The sequence below is a fragment of the Pseudomonas sp. R3-41 genome (assembly GCF_054161485.1).
Genome location: NZ_CP096421.1, coordinates 5,851,871 through 5,875,353, shown reverse-complemented (window position 1 = coordinate 5,875,353; position 23,483 = coordinate 5,851,871). Strand labels below are relative to the sequence as shown.

The window sequence follows — 23,483 nt, the reverse complement described above, 5'->3', positions numbered from 1 at the left end:
AGCCCCATGGAAACCCCGATCGAAGTACCACGCTTTCCCCGCAAGCGCCGCAGCCTGGCGCAGGAGCTGGTGACGGTGCTGACCGAGCAGATTCGCGACGGTCTGCTCAAGCGCGGTGATAAATTGCCCACCGAGTCGGCGATCATGGAAGCCCATGGCGTCAGCCGCACCGTGGTGCGCGAGGCGATTTCCCGGTTGCAGGCGGCCGGCCAGGTGGAAACTCGCCATGGCATCGGCACCTTCGTGCTGGACACGCCCAGCCCGAGCGGTTTCCGCATCGACCCGGCTACCGTGGTTACCTTGCGGGACGTGCTGGCGATCCTGGAATTGCGCATCAGCCTGGAAGTGGAATCCGCTGGGCTCGCGGCGCAGCGTCGCAGCGACGAGCAACTGGCGGCGATGCGGGCGGCGCTCGACGCCTTGAACGAAAGCGCGGCCCATGCCAGCGACGCGGTGGCCTCGGACTTCGCCTTCCACCTGGAAATCGCCCTGTCCACCGGCAACCGCTACTTCACCGACATCATGACCCACCTGGGCACCAGCATCATCCCGCGCACCCGGCTGAACTCGGCGCGCCTGGCCCACGACGACCACCAGCACTACATGGATCGCCTGAGCCGCGAGCACGAGGAAATCTACGAAGCCATCGCTCGCCAGGACTCCGACGCGGCCCGTGCGGCCATGCGTTTGCACCTGACCAACAGCCGCGAACGGCTGCGCCAGGCCCATGAAGAGGCACAGGCGCAGGGTTAAGGCGCTTCGCTATTCTATGTGGCAGGGGCGTTTTTGTGGCGAGGGAGCTTGCTCCCGCTGGGGCGCGAAGCGGCCCCGACAGCAGCGACTGCAATTTATCTGATCCATCGAGGAGTCAGGTTTGGGTCTGCTGCGCAGCCCAGCGGGAGCAAGCTCCCTCGCCACAAAGAAATCCACTCGCCACAGGGGAAATGGTGTCTGGCGTTATGTCTGTTTGCCTGTCTGACGAATCGTAGGCGCACTGGCCGCAGGCGCAGGGCTGAAGTCGCTCACTGCTCTGCTGGCAAAGATGCTGTCGTGGCAAGCAAGGATGCTGTTGTGGCGAGGGAGCTTGCTCCCGCTGGGCTGCGAAGCGGCCCCCTCAGCTCTTTCGATCAATCGAACCTCTACAGGTTGGCGACTGCTTCGCAGTCGAGCGGGAGCAAGCTCCCTCGCCACAGGGAAGTGGTGACTGGCTTTGTATCTGTGTGCCCGTCTGACGAATCGTAGGCGCTTAGCGCGACGCCGTGATCCGCAACTTTTGCGGCTCGGATCTATCGATATCCACGCTGCTCTCGTAAGTAACCTCGTAACGAAGCTCAACCGATTTGCCGAGGTAAGCTGCCAGCTCGGTGTTGGTTATTATAGTCACCGTTACATCTTTACGTGGCGTACCTTCCTCGCCCTCGGTCAGAGGTGTAAACGCCCCTACCGGCGAGCCCTCGTCCAGAATCAGTCGGGCATTCGAGTTCTGGTCGAAATCTGCATCCGGAATCTCCACGGTCAATGTCTTTATTTTTGACAAGTCGACCGTGATTTCCTCAGCGAGTGGAAGATCTCTGAGCGCGGGCTTCGCATACGTCTTCATGATGTCACTCCCTGTGAGGCAGCCCCGATCATCGCGTACGGGCGGCTCACTTAAAAGATTGTGAAAGGGACTACGGCCGTGCGCAGCACAGCCATGCCTAGGTTATGCCCCCTCGCCGTAACGGCGCCTACTGGCAGAGTTGACAGTGGCGACGAGCGGTCCTAGTGTCCCAACCGGCAAGTTTCATCCGTCTCCCCATCACACCCAAACCCCCGGTCTACAAGGCTTCGCGACAAACACCCCAACCCCGACACCGACCAAAAGACGAAATACAGTTGACGTTCATATTTTAAGTTGTACGATGACCTACAACTTCACATGAAGCTGAACCGTTTCCTACAACACAACATTTGCGTCCAGGGTGTTCGAATAATGAATCCACAAGAACTGAAGTCCATCCTCTCGTCTGGCCTGCTGTCGTTCCCGGTCACCGATTTCACTGCCAATGGCGATTTCAATCGCGACAGCTACATCAAGCGCCTTGAGTGGCTGGCCCCGTACGGCGCCTCTGCATTGTTCGCAGCGGGCGGCACCGGTGAATTCTTCTCCCTGGCCGCCAGCGAGTACTCGCAAGTCATCAAGACGGCCGTCGATACCTGCGCCACCAGCGTGCCGATCCTCGCCGGCGTCGGCGGTGCTACCCGCCAGGCCATCGAGTACGCTCAAGAAGCCGAGCGCCTGGGCGCTAAGGGCCTGTTGCTGCTGCCGCACTACCTGACCGAAGCCAGCCAGGACGGCGTTGCCGCCCACGTTGAAGCCGTGTGCAAATCGGTAAAAATCGGCGTGGTGGTGTACAACCGCAACGTCTGCCGCCTAAACGCCACTCAGTTGGAACAACTGGCCGAGCGCTGCCCGAACCTGATCGGCTACAAGGATGGCCTGGGCGATATCGAACTGATGGTGTCGATCCGTCGTCGCCTCGGCGATCGTTTCAGCTACCTGGGCGGCCTGCCGACCGCTGAAGTCTATGCCGCGGCCTACAAGGCCCTGGGCGTGCCGGTCTACTCCTCGGCGGTGTTCAACTTCATCCCGAAAACCGCGATGGACTTCTACCACGCCATTGCCCGCGAAGATCACGCCACTGTCGGCAAGATCATCGACGACTTCTTCCTGCCTTACCTGGACATCCGCAACCGCAAGGCCGGTTACGCAGTGAGCATCGTCAAGGCCGGCGCGAAGATCGTTGGCTATGACGCGGGCCCTGTGCGCACGCCGTTGACCGACCTGCTGCCAGAAGAATACGAAGCCCTGGCCGCGCTGATCGACAAGCAAGGCAAGCAGTAACAGACCCGACAAGGCCGCTGAGCAATCAGCGGCTTTTTGCGTAAGGCTTGATCGTTTCCACGCATCGCGTGGAAATGCAGCCAGGGACGCACTGCGTTCCTAGACAGCTTTTGTGAGAGGAGAAGCTCCGTGGCAGATGCAAAGCGTTTCGATAACTACATCAACGGTGAGTGGGTGGCCGGTGCTGACTATTGCACCAACATCAACCCGTCTGACTTGTCCGATGTCATCGGTGAATACGCCAAGGCTGACGCAGCGCAAGTCAACGCCGCCATCGAAGCCGCCCGCGCCGCGTTCCCGGCCTGGTCGACCTCGGGCATCCAGGCCCGCCATGATGCGCTGGACAAAGTCGGCACCGAGATCCTCGCCCGCCGTGAAGAACTCGGCCAACTGCTGGCCCGGGAAGAGGGCAAGACCCTGCCCGAGGCCATCGGCGAAGTGACCCGCGCCGGCAACATTTTCAAATTTTTCGCCGGTGAATGCCTGCGCCTGTCCGGCGACTACGTGCCATCGGTGCGCCCGGGCGTCAACGTCGAAGTGACCCGCGAAGCCCTCGGTGTGGTTGGCCTGATCACCCCTTGGAACTTCCCGATCGCCATTCCCGCGTGGAAAATCGCCCCGGCCCTGGCCTACGGCAACTGCGTGGTGATCAAGCCCGCCGAGTTGGTACCGGGCTGCGCCTGGGCCCTGGCCGAGATTATTTCCCGCGCCGGTTTCCCGGCCGGTGCGTTCAACCTGGTGATGGGCAGCGGCCGTGTGGTCGGTGACATCCTGGTCAACAGCCCGAAAGTCGACGGCATCAGCTTCACCGGTTCCGTGGGTGTAGGCCGGCAGATCGCGGTCAACTGCGTGGCGCGCCAGGCCAAGGTGCAGTTGGAAATGGGCGGCAAGAACCCGCAGATCATCCTCGACGACGCCGACCTCAAGCAGGCCGTCGAACTGGCGGTGCAGAGCGCGTTCTACTCCACCGGCCAGCGTTGCACAGCGTCGAGTCGACTGATCGTCACCGCCGGCATCCATGACAAGTTCGTCGCGGCCATGGCCGAGCGCATGCAGTCGATCAAGGTCGGTCACGCGTTGAAGGCCGGCACTGACATTGGCCCGGTGGTTTCCGAAGCCCAGCTCAACCAGGACTTGAAGTACATCGACATCGGCCAAAGCGAAGGCGCGCGGCTGGTCAGCGGTGGCGGTGTGGTGACGTGCGACACCGAAGGTTACTTCCTGGCGCCGACCCTGTTCGCCGACAGTGAAGCCTCGATGCGCATCAGCCGCGAAGAGATCTTCGGCCCGGTGGCCAACGTCGTGCGCGTGGCCGACTACGAGGCGGCGCTGGCGATGGCCAACGACACCGAGTTCGGTTTGTCGGCCGGTATCGCCACCACCTCGTTGAAATACGCCAACCACTTCAAGCGCCATTCCCAGGCAGGCATGGTGATGGTCAACCTGCCGACCGCCGGCGTGGATTACCACGTGCCGTTCGGCGGGCGCAAAGGTTCGTCCTACGGTTCACGTGAGCAAGGCCGCTACGCGCAAGAGTTCTACACCGTGGTGAAGACCTCCTACATCGGCTCGTAATACGCAACACCGGTCGGCGCCGGGCTCCGGCGCCGACCGTACAATTTGATTTCCCGCATAAAAATAAATAGTGGAAGTAGATTACATGCAAGAGACCAAGCCGACGCACGTCCGCTATTTGATCCTGCTCATGCTGTTTTTGGTGACAACGATCAACTACGCCGACCGTGCCACCATCGCGATCGCGGGTTCCAGCCTGCAAAAAGACCTCGGCATCGACGCCGTCACCCTCGGTTATATCTTCTCCGCCTTCGGTTGGGCCTATGTGGCCGGGCAGATTCCTGGCGGCTGGCTGCTCGACCGTTTCGGGTCGAAGAAAATCTATGCATTGAGCATTTTCACCTGGTCGCTGTTCACCGTGCTGCAGGGTTATGTCGGTGAATTCGGCATGTCCACGGCCGTGGTTGCGCTGTTCATGCTGCGCTTTCTGGTCGGGCTGGCCGAAGCGCCTTCGTTCCCGGGCAACGCCCGGATCGTCGCCGCCTGGTTCCCCACCGCTGAACGCGGTACTGCCTCGGCGATCTTCAACTCGGCGCAGTATTTCGCCACCGTATTGTTCGCACCGCTGATGGGCTGGATCGTCTACCGCTTCGGCTGGCAGCACGTGTTCATCGTGATGGGCGTGATCGGCATCGTGTTCTCGCTGGTCTGGCTGAAAGTGATCTACAGTCCGCGCCAACACCCGATGATCAACGAGGCCGAGTTCAATCACATCGCGTCCAACGGCGCGATGGTCGATATGGACCAGGACAAGGGCAAGGAAAAGAAAGCCGACGGTCCGAAGTGGGATTACATTCGCCAACTGCTGACCAACCGCATGATGCTCGGCGTATATTTGGGCCAATACTGCATCAACGGCATCACCTACTTCTTCCTGACCTGGTTCCCGGTGTACCTGGTCCAGGAACGCGGCATGACCATCCTCAAGGCCGGTTTCATCGCCTCCTTGCCGGCCATCTGCGGGTTTATCGGTGGCGTGCTGGGCGGGGTGATTTCCGACTACCTGCTGCGCAAGGGCCACTCGCTGACCTTTGCCCGCAAGGCGCCGATCATCGCCGGTTTGCTGGTATCGAGCAGCATCGTGGCGTGCAACTACGTCGACATCGAATGGATGGTGGTGGGCTTCATGGCCCTGGCGTTCTTCGGTAAAGGCGTCGGTGCGTTGGGCTGGGCGGTGGTGTCCGACACTTCGCCGAAACAGATTGCCGGCTTGAGCGGCGGCCTGTTCAACACCTTCGGCAACCTGGCGTCGATCACCACGCCGATCGTCATTGGCTACATCATCAGCTCCACAGGCTCGTTCAAATGGGCACTGGTGTTCGTCGGTTGCAACGCGTTGATGGCGGTGTTCAGCTACTTGGTCATCGTGGGCCCGATCAAGCGTGTGGTGCTCAAGGAGCCAGCGGCCAAGGAAGCCGACCTCTCCAGCCTGTCTGAAGCCAAATCCTGAGGAATGGCGTCCATGAATCTGATTGAACATGCCGATTCGCCCCGTTACATCCGCCTGCACGAGCGCGACAACGTGGTGATTGTTGTCAACGACCAGGGCGTACCGGCCGGGACCGAATTCCCGGACGGCCTGGTCACCGTCGACTTCGTGCCGCAGAGCCACAAAGTCACCTTGGTGGACATTCCCGAGGGCGGCGAGGTGATTCGCTACGGCCAGGTCATTGGCTACGCGCTGCAACCGATCCCTCGTGGCAGTTGGGTCAAGGAAGACCAGTTGCGCATGCCCACCGCGCCGCCGCTGGACAGCTTGCCGCTGTCCACCGACGTGCCGGCGGCCGATGCGCCGCTCGAGGGCTACACCTTCGAGGGTTACCGCAACGCCGACGGCACCGTCGGCACGCGCAACATCCTGGGCATCACCACCACGGTGCAGTGCGTGACCGGTGTGCTGGACCATGCGGTCAAGCGCATCAAGGACGAACTGCTGCCCAAGTACCCGAACGTCGATGACGTGGTGGCGCTGACTCACAGCTATGGCTGTGGCGTGGCGATCACCGCCACCGATGCCTACATCCCGATTCGCACCGTGCGCAACCTGGCGCGCAACCCGAACCTGGGGGGCGAGGCACTGGTGATCAGCCTGGGCTGCGAGAAATTGCAGGCCGGGCAAGTAATGCACGAGGGCGACAGCTCGGTGGACCTCAGCGAGCCGTGGCTGTATCGCTTGCAGGATTCCAGTCACGGCTTCACGGAAATGATCGAGCAGATCATGGAATTGGCCGAGACCCGCCTGAAGAAACTCGACCAGCGTCGCCGCGAAACCGTGCCCGCCTCGGAGCTGATCCTGGGCATGCAATGCGGCGGCAGCGATGCGTTTTCCGGTATCACCGCCAACCCGGCCCTGGGCTATGCCTCGGACCTGTTGCTGCGGGCTGGCGCGACAGTAATGTTTTCCGAAGTCACCGAAGTACGCGATGCGATCTACCTGCTGACCTCCCGGGCGCAAACCGAGGAAGTTGCCCAGGAGCTGGTACGGGAAATGGACTGGTACGACCGTTACCTGGCCAAGGGCGAAGCCGATCGCAGTGCCAACACCACGCCGGGCAACAAGAAGGGCGGGCTGTCGAACATCGTCGAGAAGTCCCTGGGCTCGATCGTCAAGTCTGGCAGCAGCGCAATCAACGGCGTGCTTGGCCCGGGCGAGCGCTTCAAGCAAAAGGGCCTGATTTTCTGCGCCACACCGGCCAGCGATTTTGTCTGCGGCACGTTGCAACTGGCGGCGGGGATGAACTTGCATGTGTTCACCACCGGCCGGGGCACACCGTACGGCCTGGCGATGGCGCCAGTGGTAAAGGTCTCGACCCGTACCGAACTGGCCCAGCGCTGGCCGGACCTGATCGACATCGACGCCGGCCGCATCGCCACTGGACGGGCGACCATCGAAGAGTTGGGTTGGGAGCTGTTCCACTACTACCTGGACGTGGCCAGCGGCAAGAAACAGACCTGGGCCGAGCGGCACAAGCTGTACAACGACATCACGTTGTTCAACCCGGCGCCGATTACCTGATCCGGCGCTGATCGCGAGCAGGCTCGCTCCCACAGGGATGTGGGGGGAGTGTGGGTTTTGCGATCGCAGGAGAACCAGTGTGGGAGCGGGCTTGCTCGCGAAAGCGGTGGTTCAGCTTGCATTGGTGGTGGATGTGCTGCCGTCTTCGCGAGCAAGCCCGCTCCCACAAGGATGTGGGGGTGAATGTGGATTTTGCGATCGCAGGAGAACCAGTGTGGGAGCGGGCTTGCTCGCGAAAGCGGTGGTTCAGTTGGCATTGATGTTGGATGTGCTGCCGTCTTCGCGAGCAAGCCCGCTCCCACAAGGGGCAGCGGTGAATGTTGGCTCTGTGTTCACGCGAGCAAATGTGGGAGCGAGCCTGCTCGCGAAGAGGCTCGACCAGACGCCAATGCCGTGAGTGGCTTATCATTAGCCACCTAACGACACCCTTCTCAAGGTCCCCGGCATGCTGGCAATTTTCCTCGAAACCCTGAACGTCACCGCGCCGGTGTTCGCCATGCTGTTTCTGGGGACGCTGCTCAAGCGCATCGACTGGATCAACGACAACTTCATCCACATCGCCTCGTCCCTGGTGTTCAACGTCACCATGCCGGCGCTCTTGTTCCTTGGCATCCTGCACGCCGACCTGCACGCGGCGTTGCAGCCTGACCTGCTGATTTATTTCTCCATCGCCACCCTGGTGAGCTTTGCAATGGCCTGGGGCTGGGCCATCTGGCGTTGCCCGCGCGAAGACCGCGGCATCTACACACAGGGCGCGTTTCGCGGCAACAACGGTGTGATCGGCCTGGCGCTGGCGGCGAGCATGTATGGCGACTACGGGATTTCCCTGGGTTCGATTCTCGCGGCGCTGGTGATCCTGTTCTACAACACCTTGTCGACCATCGTGCTGGCGGTCTACAGCCCGGTGATCAAGTCCGATCCGTGGAGCATCTGCAAAAGCGTGATCAGCAACCCGCTGATCATCAGCGTGATCGCCGCCGCGCCGTTCGCCTATTGGCAGATCGGCCTGCCGAACTGGTTCGAGACCTCGGCCAAATACCTGTCACAAATGACCTTGCCCCTGGCGCTGATCTGCATCGGCGGCACGCTGTCCCTGGCGGCCCTGCGCAAGAGCGGCAAGATGGCCCTGAGTTCGAGCCTGGTGAAAATGGTCGGCCTGCCGCTGGTGACCACCCTCGGTGCGTGGCTCTGGGGTTTTCGCGGGGCGGAACTGGGGATCCTCTTCCTGTACTTCGGCAGCCCCACCGCGGCGGCCAGCTTCGTCATGGCCCGGGCGGCCGATGGCAACCATGAACTGGCGGCGGCGATCATTGTCATCACCACCTTGATGGCGGCGATTACCACCAACCTGGGGATCTTTGTGTTGCAGTGGGGTGGGTGGATCTAGCCTCGGATTTGCAGCGCTCTTTCGTTCCATTCGCGAGCAAGCCCGCTCCCACATTCGATTGCATTTCCATGGAAGAACGCAGTCAATGTGGGAGCGGGCTTGCTCGCGAAGAGGCCTGGCCTGTCACCGCAAGGCTTGGGCCTTCACTCAGGTTTCTGGTAGCTATCGATCACTTCCTGCGCCGCCCGAAACGCATCGATCGCCGCCGGCACGCCCGCGTACACCGCGCAATGCAGCAACGCCTCGCGGATCTCTTCCACGGTGCAGCCATTGTTCAGCGCGCCGCGCACGTGGCCCTTGAGTTCCTGCGGGCACTTGAGGGCAGTGAGGGCGGCGAGGGTGATCAGGCTGCGGGTCTTCAGCGGCAGGCCTTCGCGGCTCCAGACGCTGCCCCAGGCGTGCTCATTGACGAAATCCTGCAGCGGCTGGGTGAAGTCGGTGGCATTGCCCAGGGCGCGGTCGACGAACGCATCGCCCATCACTTGGCGGCGCATGTCGAGGCCGGTCTTTGGAGTGTCGGTCATGGCAAATCCCTCTTGTGGTGTTGGCGGCGCCAGGCGCGCAGGGAGGTGAACAGCAAAAACGCGAGCAGGGCCGGCAGCACGTAGAACAGCATCAGTCGTTCCAGTTGGCCGGCCAGGGGCATGCCGGTGGTGAACGACACCACGTGCAGCCCGTAGACCGCGTACAAGCCCAGCAACAGCAAGCCTTCGGCACGGGTGACGCGGTAGCCTGAATAGAACACCGGCAGGCACAGCACCGCCACGCCGAGCATCACCGGCAGGTCGAAATCCAGGGCATTCGGCGACACGGACAGTGGCGTGGGCGCGGCCAGGGCTGTCACGCCGAGCACACCCAGCAGGTTGAACAGGTTGCTGCCGATCACGTTGCCCACCGCAATGTCCCGCTGGCCGCGCAGGGCGGCAATCAGCGAGGTGGCGAGCTCCGGCAGCGAGGTGCTGACGGCGACGATGGTCAGGCCGATGATGCGCTCCGAAAGGCCGAGGTCCGTCGCCACTTCCACCGCTGCGCCCAGCAACAGGTGGCCGGCGAAAATCAGCATGGTCAGGCCCGCTGCAATCATCAGCACACTCTTGACCCAGGACATGTGGGCCACGTCGCCGCCCACCGGGTGCGGCCGCGCCGAATGCCGGGACTGGCGCAACAACAGCCCGAGGTACACCGCCAGGGCCAGCAGCAGCCAGGCGCCATCCAGGCGGGTCAGTTCTTCATTCAATGCCAGCACGAACACCAGCAGGCTGGCGCCGATCATCAACGGGATGTCCAGGCGCACCAACTGGCGCGAGACGCGCAACGGAATGATCAGCGCCGACAGCCCCAGCGTGACGAGGATGTTGAAGATGCTGCTGCCGATCACACTGCCCACGGCGATGTCGGCGTTTTGCGCCAGGGTCGCCTGCAGGCTGACGGCCATTTGTGGCGCGCTGCTGCCGAACGCGACGACGGTCAGGCCGATGATCAGCGGCCGTACCTGCAAGCGTGCCGCCAGGCCCACGGCGGCGCGCACCAACAGTTCGGCGCCGCCGATCAGCAATAGCAGGGCGCCGAACAACTCGATCAGGCTGAGCAGCGGTAGGGCGGTGAGTAGGGAAATGGCCGGGCTCCGTCTATCAGTCGTCGAGGGCTTGCACACGCACCCGGGCAGTGCCGCTGCGCAACATGCCCAGTTGCTCGGCGGCTTCGCGGGACACGTCGATCAAACGGCCACGAGTATACGGGCCGCGGTCGTTGATGCGGACCACGACGCTGTCGTTGTTTTTCAGGTTGGTGACTTTCACCCGGGTGCCGAACGGCAACTGGCGATGGGCGGCGGTCAGGCCATGCTGGTTGAAACGCTCGCCGCTGGCGGTGCGCTTGCCATGGTGCCGGGCGCCGTAATAAGAAGCGACGCCGGTCTGGTCGTAGCCGTGTGGATCGACCGTCCCGCTCTGGCTGGCGCAACCGGCCAACAGGGACAGCAGGGCGCAGGCGCCGAGGAGACGCTTCATCAAGGGGGTTCCAACTACAGATAGGGGAGCTGGCCTGTGGGAGCAAAGCCAGTCGGAGCAAAACCTGTGGGAGCAAAGCTTGCTCGCGATAAACGATAACGCGGTCCACTGATGGATCGAGGTGTCTTCATCGCGAGCAAGCTTTGCTCCCACAGGCTCGCTCCCACAGGGGATTGAGCCAGATTGGAAGACTGGCTCCATGGCTATCAGCCTTCGAGCTTGCTTTTGAGCAGTTCGTTGACCTGTTGCGGGTTGGCCTTGCCCTTGGAGGCTTTCATGGCCTGGCCGACGAAGAAGCCGAACATCTTGCCGCGCTTGGCTTCGTCTGCCGCGCGGTACTGTTCGACTTGCTCGGCGTTGGCCGCGAGCATTTCATCGAGCACGGCGGAAATCGCGCCGGTGTCGGTGACCTGCTTCAAGCCGCGCTTCTCGATGATCTCGTCGGCGCTGCCTTCACCATTGGCCATGGCTTCGAACACCATCTTGGCGATCTTGCCGGAAATGGTGTTGTCCTTGATCCGCACCAGCATGCCGCCCAATTGCTCGGCGGAGACCGGCGACTCATCGATTTCCAGGCCCTGCTTGTTCAACAGGCTGCCCAACTCGACCATCACCCAGTTGGCCGCCAGCTTGGCGTCGCCACCGATGCTCACGACTTTCTCGAAGTAATCGGCCTGTTCGCGGCTGGTGGCCAGGACGTTGGCGTCATAGCTCGACAGCCCGAATTGCGCCTGGAAGCGCTCGCGTTTCTGCGGCGGCAGCTCGGGCAGTGTGGCGCGTACTTCATTGAGGAACGAATCCTCGATGACCACTGGCAGCAGGTCTGGGTCGGGGAAGTAACGGTAGTCGTTGGCTTCCTCCTTGCTGCGCATCGGACGGGTCTCGTCCTTGTTCGGATCGTACAGGCGCGTCTGCTGGATGACCTTGCCGCCGTCCTCGATCAGTTCGATCTGGCGCTGGATCTCGCTGTTGATCGCCTTCTCGATGAAGCGGAACGAGTTGACGTTCTTGATCTCGCAGCGGGTGCCGAATTCGGCCTGGCCTTTCGGACGGATCGACACGTTGCAGTCGCAGCGCAGCGAGCCCTCGGCCATGTTGCCATCGCAGATGCCCAAGTAGCGCACCAGGGCATGGATCGCCTTGACGTAGGCCACGGCTTCCTTGGCGCTGCGCATGTCCGGCTCGGAGACGATTTCCAGCAGCGGCGTGCCGGCACGGTTCAGGTCGATGCCGGTAGCACCGTTGAATTCTTCGTGCAGGCTCTTGCCGGCGTCTTCTTCCAGGTGCGCCCGGGTGATACCGACGCGCTTGACCGTGCCATCTTCCAGGGCGATGTCCAGGTGGCCCTTGCCGACGATCGGCAGCTCCATCTGGCTGATCTGGTAGCCCTTGGGCAGGTCCGGGTAGAAGTAGTTCTTGCGGGCGAACACGTTGTGCTGGCCGATCTCGGCGTCAATCGCCAGGCCGAACATCACCGCCATGCGCACCGCTTCGGCGTTGAGCACCGGCAGCACGCCGGGCATGCCCAGGTCCACCAGGCTGGCCTGGGTATTGGGCTCGGAACCGAATGTGGTGGAGCTACCGGAAAAGATTTTCGACCGGGTGGTGAGCTGGGTATGAATCTCCAGCCCGATCACGACTTCCCATTGCATGTGTTTCTCCTCAGAAGCCGGTTGGGGTGCGGGTGTGCCAGTCAGTATTCATTTGATACTGGTGGGCAACATTCAACAGGCGGCCTTCCTGGAAATACGGCGCGAGCAACTGCACGCCCACCGGCAGGCCATCGACGAAACCGGCCGGCATGGACAGGCCCGGCAAGCCGGCGAGGTTGGCGGTGATGGTGTAGACGTCTTCCAGGTACTCGGCGACCGGGTCGCTGTTCTTGGCGCCGAGCTTCCAGGCCGGGTTCGGCGTGGTCGGGCCGAGGATGATGTCGACCTCGTTGAAGGCGGCCATGAAGTCGTTCTTCACCAGGCGGCGGATTTTCTGCGCCTTGAGGTAATAGGCATCGTAGTAGCCGGCGGACAACGCGTAGGCGCCGACCATGATCCGGCGTTGCACTTCGGCGCCGAAGCCTTCGCCACGGGAGCGCTCGTACAGGTCGATCAGGTTTTCCGGGTTCTCGCAGCGATGGCCGAAGCGCACGCCGTCGAAACGCGACAGGTTCGAGGACGCTTCCGCCGGGGCGATCACGTAGTACGCCGGAATGGCGTGCTGCATGTTCGGCAGGCTGATTTCCTTGATGACCGCGCCGAGCTTCTCCAGCTCCTTGACGCTGTTGTGGACCAGCTCGGCGATGCGTGGGTCGAGACCGGCGCTGAAGTATTCCTTCGGCACGCCGATGCGCAGGCCCTGCAGCGAGCCGTTGAGGCTGGCGCTGTAGTCCGGCACGGGCTCATCGATGCTGGTGGAGTCGTTCGGGTCGAAGCCGGCCATGCCTTGCAGCAGGATCGCGCAGTCTTCGGCGGTGCGCGCCAGTGGGCCGCCCTGGTCGAGGCTGGAGGCGTAGGCGATCATGCCCCAGCGCGAAACGCGACCGTAGGTCGGCTTCAGGCCGGTGAGGTTGGTGAACGCCGCCGGCTGGCGGATCGAGCCGCCGGTGTCGGTGGCGGTGGCGGCTGGCAACAGGCGCGCGGCCACGGCGGCGGCGGAACCGCCGGACGAGCCGCCCGGTACGTGCTCCAGGTTCCACGGGTTCTTCACCGCGCCGTAGTAGCTCGACTCGTTGGCCGAGCCCATGGCGAATTCGTCCATGTTGGTCTTGCCCAGGGTCACGGTGCCGGCGGCGGCCAGCTTGGCGACCACGGTGGCATCGTACGGGGCCTTGAAATTGTCGAGCATCTTCGAGCCGCAGCTGGTGCGGATGCCTTGGGTGCAGAACAAGTCCTTGTGGGCAATCGGCGCACCGAGCAGGGCACCGGTCTCACCGTTGGCGCGCCGGGCGTCGGCGGCCTTGGCCTGGCTCAGGGCCAGTTCTTCGGTGAGGCTGATGAAACTGTTGAGCTGCGGGTCGAGCTGGGCGATGCGCGCCAGCAGGACTTGGGTCAGCTCTTCAGAGGAAAACTTTTTATCGGCGAGTCCGCGGGCGATCTCGGCCAGGGTCATGTGATGCATGAGAGGCTCTTTCCCTTTAGTCGATGACTTTCGGAACCAGGTACAGGCCGTTTTCGACCGCTGGCGCGATGGACTGGTAGGCCTCGCGATTATTGGACTCGGTCACGACGTCGGCGCGCAGGCGCTGACTGGCTTCCAGTGGGTGGGCCAGCGGTTCTATACCGTCGGTATCGACCGCCTGCATCTCGTCGACCAGCCCTAGAATGCTGTTCAGGGCAGAAGTGATGTGTGGAAGATCGGCTTCATTGAGGCCCAGACAGGCCAGATGAGCGATTTTTTCCACGTCGGAGCGTTCAAGCGCCATGGGATTCTCCAGTGGAAAACAAAACGGACGCAGTCTGTCCGTGTGTTAGATTGTCGGAACACTACCGCATTTCTACGGTCTTACGGCCGCGATTGTGGGGTTTGGTGCACAGAAAAGCGGCCAATTTAACATATTGGCGCCTTGCCCAAAATCCCTGTCGTTGTTAGAGTTTGCCGCACTTTTTTACCCACGCGTTGCCTAGGGTCCCTTTCCCATGTTCAAGAAACTGCGTGGCATGTTTTCCAGCGATCTTTCCATCGACCTGGGCACTGCCAACACCCTTATTTACGTGCGCGAGCGCGGTATCGTCCTGAATGAACCCTCGGTCGTGGCCATCCGCACCCACGGTAACCAGAAGAGTGTCGTGGCTGTCGGTACGGAAGCCAAGCGCATGCTGGGCCGTACACCGGGCAACATCGCAGCCATTCGCCCCATGAAGGACGGCGTGATCGCCGACTTCAGCGTCTGCGAAAAGATGCTGCAGTACTTCATCAACAAGGTTCACGAAAACAGTTTCCTGCAGCCCAGCCCTCGTGTGCTGATCTGCGTGCCATGCAAGTCCACCCAGGTAGAGCGTCGTGCCATCCGTGAGTCGGCCCTCGGTGCCGGTGCTCGCGAAGTGTTCCTGATCGAAGAACCGATGGCCGCTGCCATCGGTGCCGGCCTGCCGGTGGAAGAAGCTCGCGGCTCGATGGTCGTCGACATCGGTGGCGGTACTACTGAAATCGCGCTGATCTCCCTCAACGGTGTGGTCTACGCCGAATCCGTACGTGTGGGCGGCGACCGTTTCGACGAAGCGATCATCACCTATGTGCGTCGCAACTACGGCAGCCTGATCGGCGAATCCACCGCCGAACGCATCAAGCAGGAAATCGGCACGGCCTACCCGGGCGGTGAAGTGCGTGAAGTCGACGTACGCGGTCGCAACCTGGCCGAAGGCGTTCCACGGGCCTTCACCCTCAATTCCAACGAAGTGCTCGAAGCGCTGCAAGAGTCGTTGGCGACCATCGTCCAGGCCGTCAAGAGCGCCCTGGAGCAGTCGCCGCCGGAGCTGGCCTCGGACATCGCCGAGCGCGGCCTGGTGCTGACCGGTGGTGGCGCGCTGTTGCGTGACCTCGACAAGCTGCTGGCCCAGGAAACCGGCCTGCCGGTGATCGTTGCCGAAGACCCGTTGACCTGCGTTGCCCGCGGCGGTGGCCGTGCGCTGGAAATGATGGACAAGCACACCATGGACCTGCTCTCCAGCGAATAAGTCTGGCTGAGTGGTCTATGTTGTTTGCGCCCGGGCAGCACTTTGCAGTGCTGCCCGTTGGCGTTTATCTTCTGTCATTCGTATCCAGGCCGGTTTGATGCCGTATGAATAAAGAAAACATTTGCCTGGGAGGAGCGGCCTATTAAACCGCTTTTCGCCAAAGGCCCCTCATTGGGCGTGCGCCTGCTGGTGCTGACCGTGCTATCGGTCGCGCTGATGGTGGTCGATGCCCGCTTCACGCTGCTCAAGCCTGTACGCAGCCAGATGTCGCTGGTGTTGATGGAATCCTATTGGATCACCGACCTGCCGCAGCGCTTGTGGCAAGGTGTCGCCAGCCAGTTTGGCAGCCGGACCGAACTGGTCGCCGAAAACGAAAAACTCAAGACCGAAAACCTGCTGTTGCAGGGGCGCATGCAGAAACTGGCGGCCCTCACCGAGCAGAACGTGCGGCTGCGCGAGTTGCTCAACTCGTCCGCGCTGGTCAACGAAAAGGTCGAAGTGGCCGAGTTGATCGGCATGGACCCCAATCCGTTCACCCACCGCATCCTGATCAATAAAGGCGAGCGCGACGGCGTGGTCCTCGGCCAGCCGGTGCTCGATGCCCGGGGCCTGATGGGCCAGGTGGTGGAGTTGATGCCCTACACCTCGCGGGTGCTGCTGCTGACCGACACTACCCACAGCATCCCAGTACAGGTCAACCGCAACGGCCTGCGGGCAATTGCCAGTGGTACCGGCAACCCGGAACGCCTGGAGCTGCGGCACGTAGCCGACACCGCCGACATCAAGGAAGGCGACCTGCTGGTCAGCTCCGGCCTCGGCCAGCGTTTCCCGGCCGGGTACCCGGTGGCGACGGTCAAGGAAGTCATCCATGACTCCGGCCAGCCGTTCGCGATCGTCCGCGCGGTGCCGACGGCAGCATTGAATCGCAGCCGCTATCTGCTGCTGGTCTTCAGCGACAACCGTACGCCCGAAGAGCGCGCCAACGACGCCGCCGTGGCCCAGGAAGCCCAGGACCGGCAGGGCGGCGAGTCGGTTACGCCGGCTGCGCCCGCGCCTGCACCCGCTGCGCCGGCCACGGTGCCCAAGCCTCAAGCGGCAACACCCGCTACGAGCGCACCGGCCACCACACCGTCGACCGCACCCGCCACGCCTGCCGCGGCACCCGCCAGGCCAGCCACCCACGCACCGGCGTCCCAGCCTGCCAGACCTGCGGCTCGACCACCGGCCTCGACACCCGCCGCTTCACCGGCGCCCAGGGGAGCACGAGAAGAATGAGCAGTACCCAATCCGGTAACGGCTGGATGGTCTGGCTGACCTTCGCCATCGGCCTGTTGCTCAGCGTTTCGCCGCTGCCGCAGTTCATGGAAATCCTGCGTCCCCTGTGGCTGGCCTTGTTGCTGGCCTTCTGGGCGCTGGCCTTGCCCCACAAGGTCGGCATGGTCACCGCCTGGTGCCTGGGCCTGGCCGAGGACGTGCTCTACGGCACGTTGCTGGGGCAGAACGCATTGATCCTGACGCTGATCACGTTCCTGGTGCTGTCGCTGCAACAACGCCTGCGGATGTTCCCCATGTGGCAGCAATGCCTGGTGATCCTGGTGATCTTCGGCCTGGCGCAACTGGTGCAGCTGTGGCTCAGCGCACTGACCGGCAATCGCCAGCCGACCTTGGCGCTGGTCTTGCCAGCCCTGGTCAGCGCGTTGCTCTGGCCATGGGTCAGCTTCGGTTTGCGTGGCCTGCGCCTGCGTTTCAAAATCAACTGATTCGCGCAGGATATCGACACTTTTTTTGATGACTTACATCCCTGTGGCGAGGGAGCTTGCTCCCGCTGGGCTGCGTAGCGGCCCCCATTTTTACGGTCGCTACGCAACCGAGCGGGAGCAAGCTCCCTCGCCACAAAAAGCTGTGCTCGTTTGGATGGCTGTGTTTTGAGAGGGAGATGTCTTGATGAAACCGCTTTACCTCGCCTCAGGCTCGCCGCGTCGGCGTGAGCTGCTCACGCAGATCGGCGTGCCCTTTACCGCCATCGGTGCGGATATCGACGAAACTCCCCTGGATCACGAAACCCCATCGGCCTATGTCGAGCGTCTGGCGCGCGGCAAGGCCGAGGCTGGGCTACGTGCGCTGCAACCCGGTGTGGATGGCTGCGTGCTCGGGGCGGACACCGCCGTGGTGCTGGAGGGGCGGATTCTCGGCAAGCCCATGGACCAGGCCGACGCCTTGTCCATGCTGCTGGGCCTGTCCGGTCGCGAGCATGAGGTGCTGACCGCCATTGCCGTGCTGGACGCCTCGCGCTGCGAGTCCCGGGTGGTGCGCAGCCGGGTGCGTTTCCGACCCATTACCGAGCAGGAAGCGCTGGCCTATTGGGCCAGCGGCGAACCCCGGGACAAGGCGGGCGGCTATGGTATCCAAGGGCTGGGCGCGGTGTTCGTCGCCGGGCTGGAAGGCAGTTATTCGGCCGTGGTCGGCCTGCCGCTGTGCGAAACCGCAGAACTACTGGGCCATTTCGGCATACCCTGTTGGCAAACCTTGAACGTGCGCTGAGCGCCGTCCGACTTGATGCGGCCATTATCGTGAACATGCCTGAACGAGACCCTGCCATGAGTGAAGAGATCCTGATCAACATCACGCCGATGGAATCGCGCGTGGCGGTGGTTGAAAACGGCGTGTTGCAAGAGGTTCACGTCGAGCGCACGCAAAAACGTGGCATCGTCGGCAACATCTACAAGGGCAAGGTGGTTCGGGTACTGCCGGGCATGCAGGCGGCCTTCGTCGACATCGGCCTGGACCGCGCGGCATTTATCCACGCCTCGGAAATCTCCATGCGCGAAGGGCCGGCCGTGGAGAGCATCAGCGCGCTGGTGCATGAAGGCCAGAGCCTGGTGGTGCAGGTCACCAAGGATCCCATCGGCTCCAAGGGCGCGCGCCTGACCACGCAACTGTCGATCCCGTCGCGCTACCTGGTGTACATGCCGCGTACCGCCCATGTGGGCATTTCCCTGAAGATCGAAGACGAAGCCGAGCGCGAGCGCCTCAAGCAGGTGGTCAGCGACTGCGTGGAAAAAGAGGGCATCAAGGAAACCGGAGGCTTCATCCTGCGCACCGCCGCCGAAGGGGCCGGGGCCGATGAAATCCTCATGGACATCCGCTACCTGCGAAGGCTCTGGGACCAGATCGCCGCACAGATAAAGACCATCGCCACCCCCAGCGTGATCTACGAAGACCTGGGCCTGGCGCTGCGAACCTTGCGTGACCTGGTCAGCCCCAAGATCGAGAAGATCCGCATCGATTCCCGGGAAACCTTCCAGAAAACCACCCAGTTCGTCGCCGAACTGATGCCGGAAATCGCCGACCGTCTCGAGCATTACCCTGGCGAGCGGCCGATTTTCGATCTGTACGGCGTCGAGGACGAAATCCAGAAGGCCCTGGAGCGCAAGGTGCCGCTCAAGTCGGGCGGGTACCTGGTGGTTGATCCAGCCGAAGCCATGAGCACCATCGACGTCAACACCGGGGCGTTCGTCGGCCACCGCAACCTGGAAGAAACCATCTTCAAGACCAACCTGGAAGCCGCCACGGCCATCGCCCGGCAACTGCGCCTGCGCAACCTGGGGGGTATCATCATCATTGACTTCATCGACATGGAAGATGAAGAGCATCAGCGCCAGGTACTGCGGACCCTGGAAAAACAACTCGAACGCGATCACGCCAAGACCAACATCATCGGCATCACCGAACTGGGCCTGGTGCAGATGACCCGCAAGCGTACCCGCGAAAGCCTCGAGCAGGTGCTGTGCGAGCCGTGCAGCAGTTGCCAGGGGCGCGGCAAGCTGAAGACCCCGGAAACCGTGTGTTACGAAATCTTCCGGGAAATCCTCCGGGAGGCGCGCGCCTACCAGGCGACCGGTTATAGAGTGTTGGCGAACCAGAAAGTGGTGGACCGTCTGCTCGATGAGGAGTCAGGCAATGTCGCGGAGCTGGAAGCGTTTATCGGACGCACGATTCGCTTCCAGGTCGAAACCATGTACTCCCAGGAACAATACGACGTGGTGTTGCTCTGAAGAGCTTGGGAAGCGGCGGGCCCGCGGATTTGATTGTCTTTGCCAGGGGAGCCCACTGACATGGAGCGTCTGACACGCTTGATCGCGACGCTGACTCGTTGGGGCTTGGGGCTTTGCGCGCTGCTGCTGGTGCTGCTGGCGTTGTACGTCAGCCTCGGTCGCGAGCTGGTCCCGCTGGTGGCCGAATACCGCGCCGAGGTCGAGACCCGCGCCGGCGCGGCCATGGGCATGCCCGTGCACATCGGCAGCCTCGACGGCAGTTGGGACGCCCTGGCGCCGATCGTGGCGGCGCGCGACGTGGTGGTTGGCGAGGGCCCCAACGCCTTGCACCTGGATCAGGTGCGGGCCGTGCCCGACCTGTGGGACAGCGTGTTGGCGCGGCAGGTGCGCATCGCCCACCTGGAAGTCAGCGGCCTGAAGATCAGCCTCAAGGAGGGCGCCGACGGCAAATGGGCCCTGGAAGGCCTGCCGGTGAAGGACGATCAGCCCCTCGATCCGCAGCAATTGCTCGAACGCATGCAAATGGTTTCAAGGCTCTCGGTGCTCGATAGCCAGGTGACCTTGCAACCTGTCGAGCAACCCCCACTGACCCTGACCTACGTCGGCTTGAGCCTGCGCACCGGCGCCACCCGCCAGCGCCTGGACGCACGCCTGACCCTGCCCGACGGCCAGCCGGTGGCGATCAACCTGCGCACTCGCCTGCGCGCCAGCGACTGGAAGAATGGCCAGGCCGACGCCTACTTGAGCCTGCCGCAAAGCGACTGGTCCAAATGGCTGCCGAAGCGCCTGACCCAGCAATGGAATTTTTCCCGGATCCAGGCCGGCGGCGAATTCTGGCTCAGTTGGGGCGAGGGCACGGTGCAAAGCGCGGCCATGCGCCTGAACGCGCCGCAGCTCGACGGCGCCTATGGCGAGCGCAAGCCGGTGCAGATCCACAACCTGGCCCTCAACGCGTACTTCCAACGCGGCAGCCAAGGGTTCACCGCGACCTTCGACTCCTTGGCGATGAACCTGGGCGAAACCCGCTGGGAATCGCACCTGCAACTGCAACAAAGCGCCGCCACCGAGCAGGCCGAGGAGCGTTGGCACCTGCAGGCCGATCGCCTGGACCTGACTCCGCTCACGCCGTTGCTCAACGCCCTGGCGCCTTTGCCCGAAGGCCTGGCCACGACGATTGACCGGCTCAAGGTGACCGGCGCCCTGCGCAACGTGCTGTTGGACTATCGGCCGCAGAACACCGGCGCCCAGAAAATCAGCTTCGCCACCAACCTGGACACTGTCGGTTTCAATGCCTATCGCGGCGCCCCGGCGGCGCGTAACGTTTCCGGGAGCCTGAGCGGCGACCTGGGCGGCGGCGAGCTGCGCATGGACAGCAAGGACTTTTCCCTGCACCTGGACCCGATCTTCGCCAAGCCCTGGCAGTACCTGCAAGCCAACGCCCAGCTGACCTGGAAGCTCGACAAGCAAGGCTTCACCCTGATCGCGCCGTACCTGAAAGTGCTGGGCGAGGAGGGCCGGATTGCCGGCGACTTCCTGATCCGCCTGCATTTCGACCATAGCCAGGAGGACTACATGGACCTGCGGGTCGGCCTGGTGGACGGCGATGGGCGCTACACCGCCAAGTACCTGCCGGCAGTGCTCAGCCCGGCGCTGGATGAGTGGCTGCGCACGGCCATCGTCAAGGGCGCGGTGGATGAGGGTTTTTTCCAGTACCAAGGCTCGTTGAACAAAGGTGCCGGGGACGCGGACCGCAGCATCAGTCTGTTTTTCAAGGTGCATGACGCCGAGCTGGCGTTCCAGCCGGGCTGGCCTTCGGTCAGCAAGGTCAGCGGCGATGTCTTCGTCGAAGACAGCGGCGTGCGCATCTTCGCCAGCCAAGGGCAGTTGCTCGATACTCAGGTCAGGGATATTTCGGTGAACATTCCCCACGTACCGACCGGGCAGAGTTCCCATCTGCTGCTGGACGGCGGGTTCGCCGGCGGGCTGGGCGACGGCCTGAAAATCCTCCAGACCGCGCCCATCGGTACGGCCGAGACGTTCGCCGGCTGGGAAGGCGAGGGCGACCTGAACGGCAGCGTGAAGCTCGATATCCCGCTGGTCAAAGGCGAGCAGCCGAAGATCCAGGTGGATTTCGCCACCGACAAGGCCCGGCTCAAACTCAGCGAACCGGCGTTGGAGCTGACCCAGCTCAAGGGTGATTTCCGCTTCGACAGCCACAAGGGCCTGAGCGGCAAGGGCATCAGTGCCCGGGCATTCGACCGCCCCGTGACCGCGCAGATTTTCGCCGAGGGCCGTGCTGGTGCGCTCAATACGCGGGTCACCGCGTCTGGGCAAGTGGAGGTCAAGAAACTCACCAGTTGGCTGAATGTCACCCAACCGCTGCCGGTCTCCGGCGTCGTGCCCTACCAGTTACAAGTGATCCTCGACGGCGCCGACAGCCAGTTGTCGGTCAGTTCCAGCCTCAAGGGCGTGGCCATCGACCTGCCGGCCCCCTTCGGCATGGCCGCCGACGTCGGGCGTGACACGGTGTTTCGCATGACCTTGCAAGGGCCGGAGCGGCGTTATTGGGCCGACTATGGCGACCTCGCCAGCTTCACGTACGCCGCGCCAAGCGGGAAAGTCGCTGACGGTCGCGGCGAATTGTTGCTGGGCGCCGGCGACGCGGTGTTGCCGGGCGCCAAGGGCCTGCGGCTGCGTGGCACGTTGTCGGAACTGGACGTCAGCCCCTGGCAGGACCTGGTGAACAAGTACGCCGGCCACGACCCAGGCGGCAGTGCCAAGCAACTGCTCAGCAGCGTCGACCTGACCGTCGGCAAACTCACGGCCATGGGCACTACCCTCGACCAAGCCTCGGTGCAACTGGACCGCAAGCCGGACGCCTGGGCCTTGCAGCTCGCCAGCCAGCAGGCCAAGGGCAACGTCAACCTGCCGGACGCCAAGGCCGCACCGATTGGTATCAAGCTTGATTACGTTCGCCTGCCGGCCACAGACCCGACGGTCCAGGCGGATGAAAATGCGCCGGACCCGCTGGCGTCGGTCGATCCCGGCAAGATCCCGGCCATGGATATCGCCATCGACCAACTGTTCCAAGGCCCCGATCTGATCGGCGCGTGGTCGTTGAAAGTACGACCGACCGCCAAGGGTATCGCGCTGAACAACTTGGACATGGGCCTCAAGGGCATGGTGTTGAACGGCAGTGGCGGCTGGGAAGGCGTGCCCGGTTCCACCAGCAGTTGGTACAAGGGCCGGATCAGCGGTAAGAACCTGGGCGATGTGCTCAAGGGCTGGGGGTTTGCGCCAAGCGTGACCAGCCAGGCGTTCCGCCTGGATGTCGATGGCCGTTGGCCGGGCTCGCCAGCATGGGTCGCCACCAAGCGCTTTTCCGGCAGCCTCGACGCGTCGTTGAGCAAGGGCCAGTTCGTCGAAGTCGAAGGCAGCGCCCGGGCGTTACGGGTGTTTGGCCTGCTGAACTTCAACTCCATCGGTCGACGCTTGCGCCTGGACTTCTCCGACCTGTTCGGCAAGGGCTTGAGCTACGACCGGGTCAAGGGGCTGCTGGTGGCGAGCGACGGGGTGTACGTGACCCGCGAACCCATTACCCTGACCGGGCCGTCGAGCAACCTGGAACTCAACGGCACGCTGGACATGGTGGCCGACCGGGTCGACGCCAAGCTGTTGGTGACGCTTCCGGTGACCAACAACCTGCCGATTGCCGCGCTGATCGTTGGCGCGCCGGCGGTGGGTGGGGCGCTGTTTCTGATCGACAAGCTGATCGGTGACCGCGTGGCGCGCTTTGCCAGCGTAAGATACGACGTCAAGGGGCCGTGGAAAGAGCCGAAGATCACCTTCGACAAGCCGTTTTGACAGACGATGCGAACACCCCTTTG

19 protein-coding genes are annotated in these 23,483 nt (G+C 62.9%); 12 read left to right on the top strand and 7 right to left on the bottom strand.

Annotation, left to right across the window (positions count from 1 at the left end; all coding sequences use genetic code 11):
- Positions 1–6 precede the first annotated feature (6 nt).
- On the top strand, positions 7–753 hold the full coding sequence (locus M1D99_RS25440) for a FadR/GntR family transcriptional regulator (RefSeq protein WP_186710795.1): 747 nt from the start codon (positions 7–9) through the stop codon (positions 751–753).
- Between the two features lie 493 nt (positions 754–1,246).
- Here M1D99_RS25440 and M1D99_RS25435 read toward each other — a convergent pair whose 3' ends face one another.
- Positions 1,247–1,600: a hypothetical protein gene (locus tag M1D99_RS25435; protein WP_434572337.1), complete on the bottom strand. Its 354-nt coding sequence runs from the start codon at positions 1,598–1,600 to the stop codon at positions 1,247–1,249.
- A 372-nt stretch (positions 1,601–1,972) separates the two neighbouring features.
- On the opposite strand from M1D99_RS25435, the gene kdgD reads away from it, so the two are divergent.
- From kdgD to M1D99_RS25410, 5 genes are all read left to right on the top strand, one after another.
- Positions 1,973–2,884 carry a 5-dehydro-4-deoxyglucarate dehydratase gene (gene kdgD, locus M1D99_RS25430; RefSeq protein WP_207963262.1) on the top strand — a complete coding sequence of 304 codons (912 nt, stop codon included), beginning with the start codon at positions 1,973–1,975 and terminating at the stop codon, positions 2,882–2,884.
- A gap of 129 nt (positions 2,885–3,013) precedes the next feature.
- Complete coding sequence (locus M1D99_RS25425; RefSeq protein ID WP_434572335.1) at positions 3,014–4,459, top strand: aldehyde dehydrogenase family protein; 1,446 nt, start codon at positions 3,014–3,016, stop codon at positions 4,457–4,459.
- A gap of 85 nt (positions 4,460–4,544) precedes the next feature.
- On the top strand, positions 4,545–5,909 hold the full coding sequence (locus tag M1D99_RS25420; protein ID WP_039592259.1) for an MFS transporter: 1,365 nt from the start codon (positions 4,545–4,547) through the stop codon (positions 5,907–5,909).
- 12 nt (positions 5,910–5,921) lie between these two features.
- A complete protein-coding gene (gene garD, locus M1D99_RS25415; protein ID WP_186710803.1) occupies positions 5,922–7,475 on the top strand; it encodes a galactarate dehydratase in 1,554 nt (517 codons plus the stop codon).
- A 445-nt stretch (positions 7,476–7,920) separates the two neighbouring features.
- Entirely contained in the window at positions 7,921–8,862 is a 942-nt protein-coding gene (locus M1D99_RS25410) for an AEC family transporter (protein WP_186710660.1), read from the top strand.
- 143 nt (positions 8,863–9,005) lie between these two features.
- Here the strand turns inward: M1D99_RS25410 and M1D99_RS25405 are convergent, their stop codons facing one another.
- From M1D99_RS25405 to gatC, 6 genes are all read right to left on the bottom strand, one after another.
- Entirely contained in the window at positions 9,006–9,386 is a 381-nt protein-coding gene (locus tag M1D99_RS25405; protein WP_186710669.1) for a carboxymuconolactone decarboxylase family protein, read from the bottom strand.
- Positions 9,383–10,444, bottom strand: a complete 1,062-nt coding sequence (locus M1D99_RS25400) for a calcium/sodium antiporter (protein ID WP_186710691.1) — start codon at positions 10,442–10,444, stop codon at positions 9,383–9,385. Before M1D99_RS25400 ends, M1D99_RS25405 begins: the two co-directional genes overlap by 4 nt.
- Before the next feature lie 49 nt (positions 10,445–10,493).
- A complete protein-coding gene (locus M1D99_RS25395) occupies positions 10,494–10,871 on the bottom strand; it encodes a septal ring lytic transglycosylase RlpA family protein (protein ID WP_122568889.1) in 378 nt (125 codons plus the stop codon).
- A 206-nt stretch (positions 10,872–11,077) separates the two neighbouring features.
- The gene (gene gatB / locus M1D99_RS25390) at positions 11,078–12,523 is read right to left on the bottom strand and encodes an Asp-tRNA(Asn)/Glu-tRNA(Gln) amidotransferase subunit GatB (RefSeq protein WP_186710671.1); all 1,446 of its coding nucleotides are present in this window, start codon (positions 12,521–12,523) and stop codon (positions 11,078–11,080) included.
- A gap of 10 nt (positions 12,524–12,533) precedes the next feature.
- Positions 12,534–13,985 carry an Asp-tRNA(Asn)/Glu-tRNA(Gln) amidotransferase subunit GatA gene (gene gatA / locus M1D99_RS25385; RefSeq protein ID WP_458130945.1) on the bottom strand — a complete coding sequence of 484 codons (1,452 nt, stop codon included), beginning with the start codon at positions 13,983–13,985 and terminating at the stop codon, positions 12,534–12,536.
- A gap of 16 nt (positions 13,986–14,001) precedes the next feature.
- Complete coding sequence (gatC, locus tag M1D99_RS25380; RefSeq protein WP_039592252.1) at positions 14,002–14,289, bottom strand: Asp-tRNA(Asn)/Glu-tRNA(Gln) amidotransferase subunit GatC; 288 nt, start codon at positions 14,287–14,289, stop codon at positions 14,002–14,004.
- A 214-nt stretch (positions 14,290–14,503) separates the two neighbouring features.
- Between gatC and mreB the strand changes: the two genes are divergently transcribed.
- The 6 genes from mreB (at position 14,504) to M1D99_RS25350 (ending at position 23,460) form a co-directional block, all read left to right on the top strand.
- Positions 14,504–15,541: a rod shape-determining protein MreB gene (gene mreB / locus M1D99_RS25375; RefSeq protein ID WP_002555108.1), complete on the top strand. Its 1,038-nt coding sequence runs from the start codon at positions 14,504–14,506 to the stop codon at positions 15,539–15,541.
- A 171-nt stretch (positions 15,542–15,712) separates the two neighbouring features.
- Positions 15,713–16,816 (top strand): rod shape-determining protein MreC, encoded by a 1,104-nt coding sequence (gene mreC / locus M1D99_RS25370; protein ID WP_434572329.1) that lies wholly within the window; start codon positions 15,713–15,715, stop codon positions 16,814–16,816.
- On the top strand, positions 16,813–17,301 hold the full coding sequence (gene mreD / locus M1D99_RS25365) for a rod shape-determining protein MreD (RefSeq protein WP_003197820.1): 489 nt from the start codon (positions 16,813–16,815) through the stop codon (positions 17,299–17,301). The genes mreC and mreD overlap by 4 nt, the downstream gene beginning before the upstream one ends.
- A 184-nt stretch (positions 17,302–17,485) precedes the next feature.
- Positions 17,486–18,082: a Maf family protein gene (locus M1D99_RS25360; protein WP_434572326.1), complete on the top strand. Its 597-nt coding sequence runs from the start codon at positions 17,486–17,488 to the stop codon at positions 18,080–18,082.
- A 56-nt stretch (positions 18,083–18,138) separates the two neighbouring features.
- Positions 18,139–19,596, top strand: coding sequence for a ribonuclease G (gene rng / locus M1D99_RS25355; protein WP_053118461.1), 1,458 nt, complete (start codon positions 18,139–18,141; stop codon positions 19,594–19,596).
- Between the two features lie 60 nt (positions 19,597–19,656).
- Entirely contained in the window at positions 19,657–23,460 is a 3,804-nt protein-coding gene (locus tag M1D99_RS25350) for a YhdP family protein (protein ID WP_458130944.1), read from the top strand.
- Positions 23,461–23,483 lie beyond the last annotated feature (23 nt).

What these genes read in the sequence shown, in the direction of transcription:
- M1D99_RS25360 (WP_434572326.1), top strand. Translation starts at nt 17,486, where the DNA reads ATGAAACCGCTTTACCTCGCCTCAGGCTCGCCGCGTCGGCGTGAGCTG.
- rng (WP_053118461.1), top strand. Translation starts at nt 18,139, where the DNA reads ATGAGTGAAGAGATCCTGATCAACATCACGCCGATGGAATCGCGCGTG.
- kdgD (WP_207963262.1), top strand. Translation starts at nt 1,973, where the DNA reads ATGAATCCACAAGAACTGAAGTCCATCCTCTCGTCTGGCCTGCTGTCG.
- gatB (WP_186710671.1), bottom strand. Translation starts at nt 12,523, where the DNA reads ATGCAATGGGAAGTCGTGATCGGGCTGGAGATTCATACCCAGCTCACC.
- mreD (WP_003197820.1), top strand. Translation starts at nt 16,813, where the DNA reads ATGAGCAGTACCCAATCCGGTAACGGCTGGATGGTCTGGCTGACCTTC.
- gatA (WP_458130945.1), bottom strand. Translation starts at nt 13,985, where the DNA reads ATGCATCACATGACCCTGGCCGAGATCGCCCGCGGACTCGCCGATAAA.
- M1D99_RS25395 (WP_122568889.1), bottom strand. Translation starts at nt 10,871, where the DNA reads ATGAAGCGTCTCCTCGGCGCCTGCGCCCTGCTGTCCCTGTTGGCCGGT.
- M1D99_RS25420 (WP_039592259.1), top strand. Translation starts at nt 4,545, where the DNA reads ATGCAAGAGACCAAGCCGACGCACGTCCGCTATTTGATCCTGCTCATG.
- mreB (WP_002555108.1), top strand. Translation starts at nt 14,504, where the DNA reads ATGTTCAAGAAACTGCGTGGCATGTTTTCCAGCGATCTTTCCATCGAC.
- M1D99_RS25440 (WP_186710795.1), top strand. Translation starts at nt 7, where the DNA reads ATGGAAACCCCGATCGAAGTACCACGCTTTCCCCGCAAGCGCCGCAGC.
- M1D99_RS25350 (WP_458130944.1), top strand. Translation starts at nt 19,657, where the DNA reads ATGGAGCGTCTGACACGCTTGATCGCGACGCTGACTCGTTGGGGCTTG.
- M1D99_RS25405 (WP_186710669.1), bottom strand. Translation starts at nt 9,386, where the DNA reads ATGACCGACACTCCAAAGACCGGCCTCGACATGCGCCGCCAAGTGATG.
- garD (WP_186710803.1), top strand. Translation starts at nt 5,922, where the DNA reads ATGAATCTGATTGAACATGCCGATTCGCCCCGTTACATCCGCCTGCAC.
- gatC (WP_039592252.1), bottom strand. Translation starts at nt 14,289, where the DNA reads ATGGCGCTTGAACGCTCCGACGTGGAAAAAATCGCTCATCTGGCCTGT.
- M1D99_RS25410 (WP_186710660.1), top strand. Translation starts at nt 7,921, where the DNA reads ATGCTGGCAATTTTCCTCGAAACCCTGAACGTCACCGCGCCGGTGTTC.
- M1D99_RS25435 (WP_434572337.1), bottom strand. Translation starts at nt 1,600, where the DNA reads ATGAAGACGTATGCGAAGCCCGCGCTCAGAGATCTTCCACTCGCTGAG.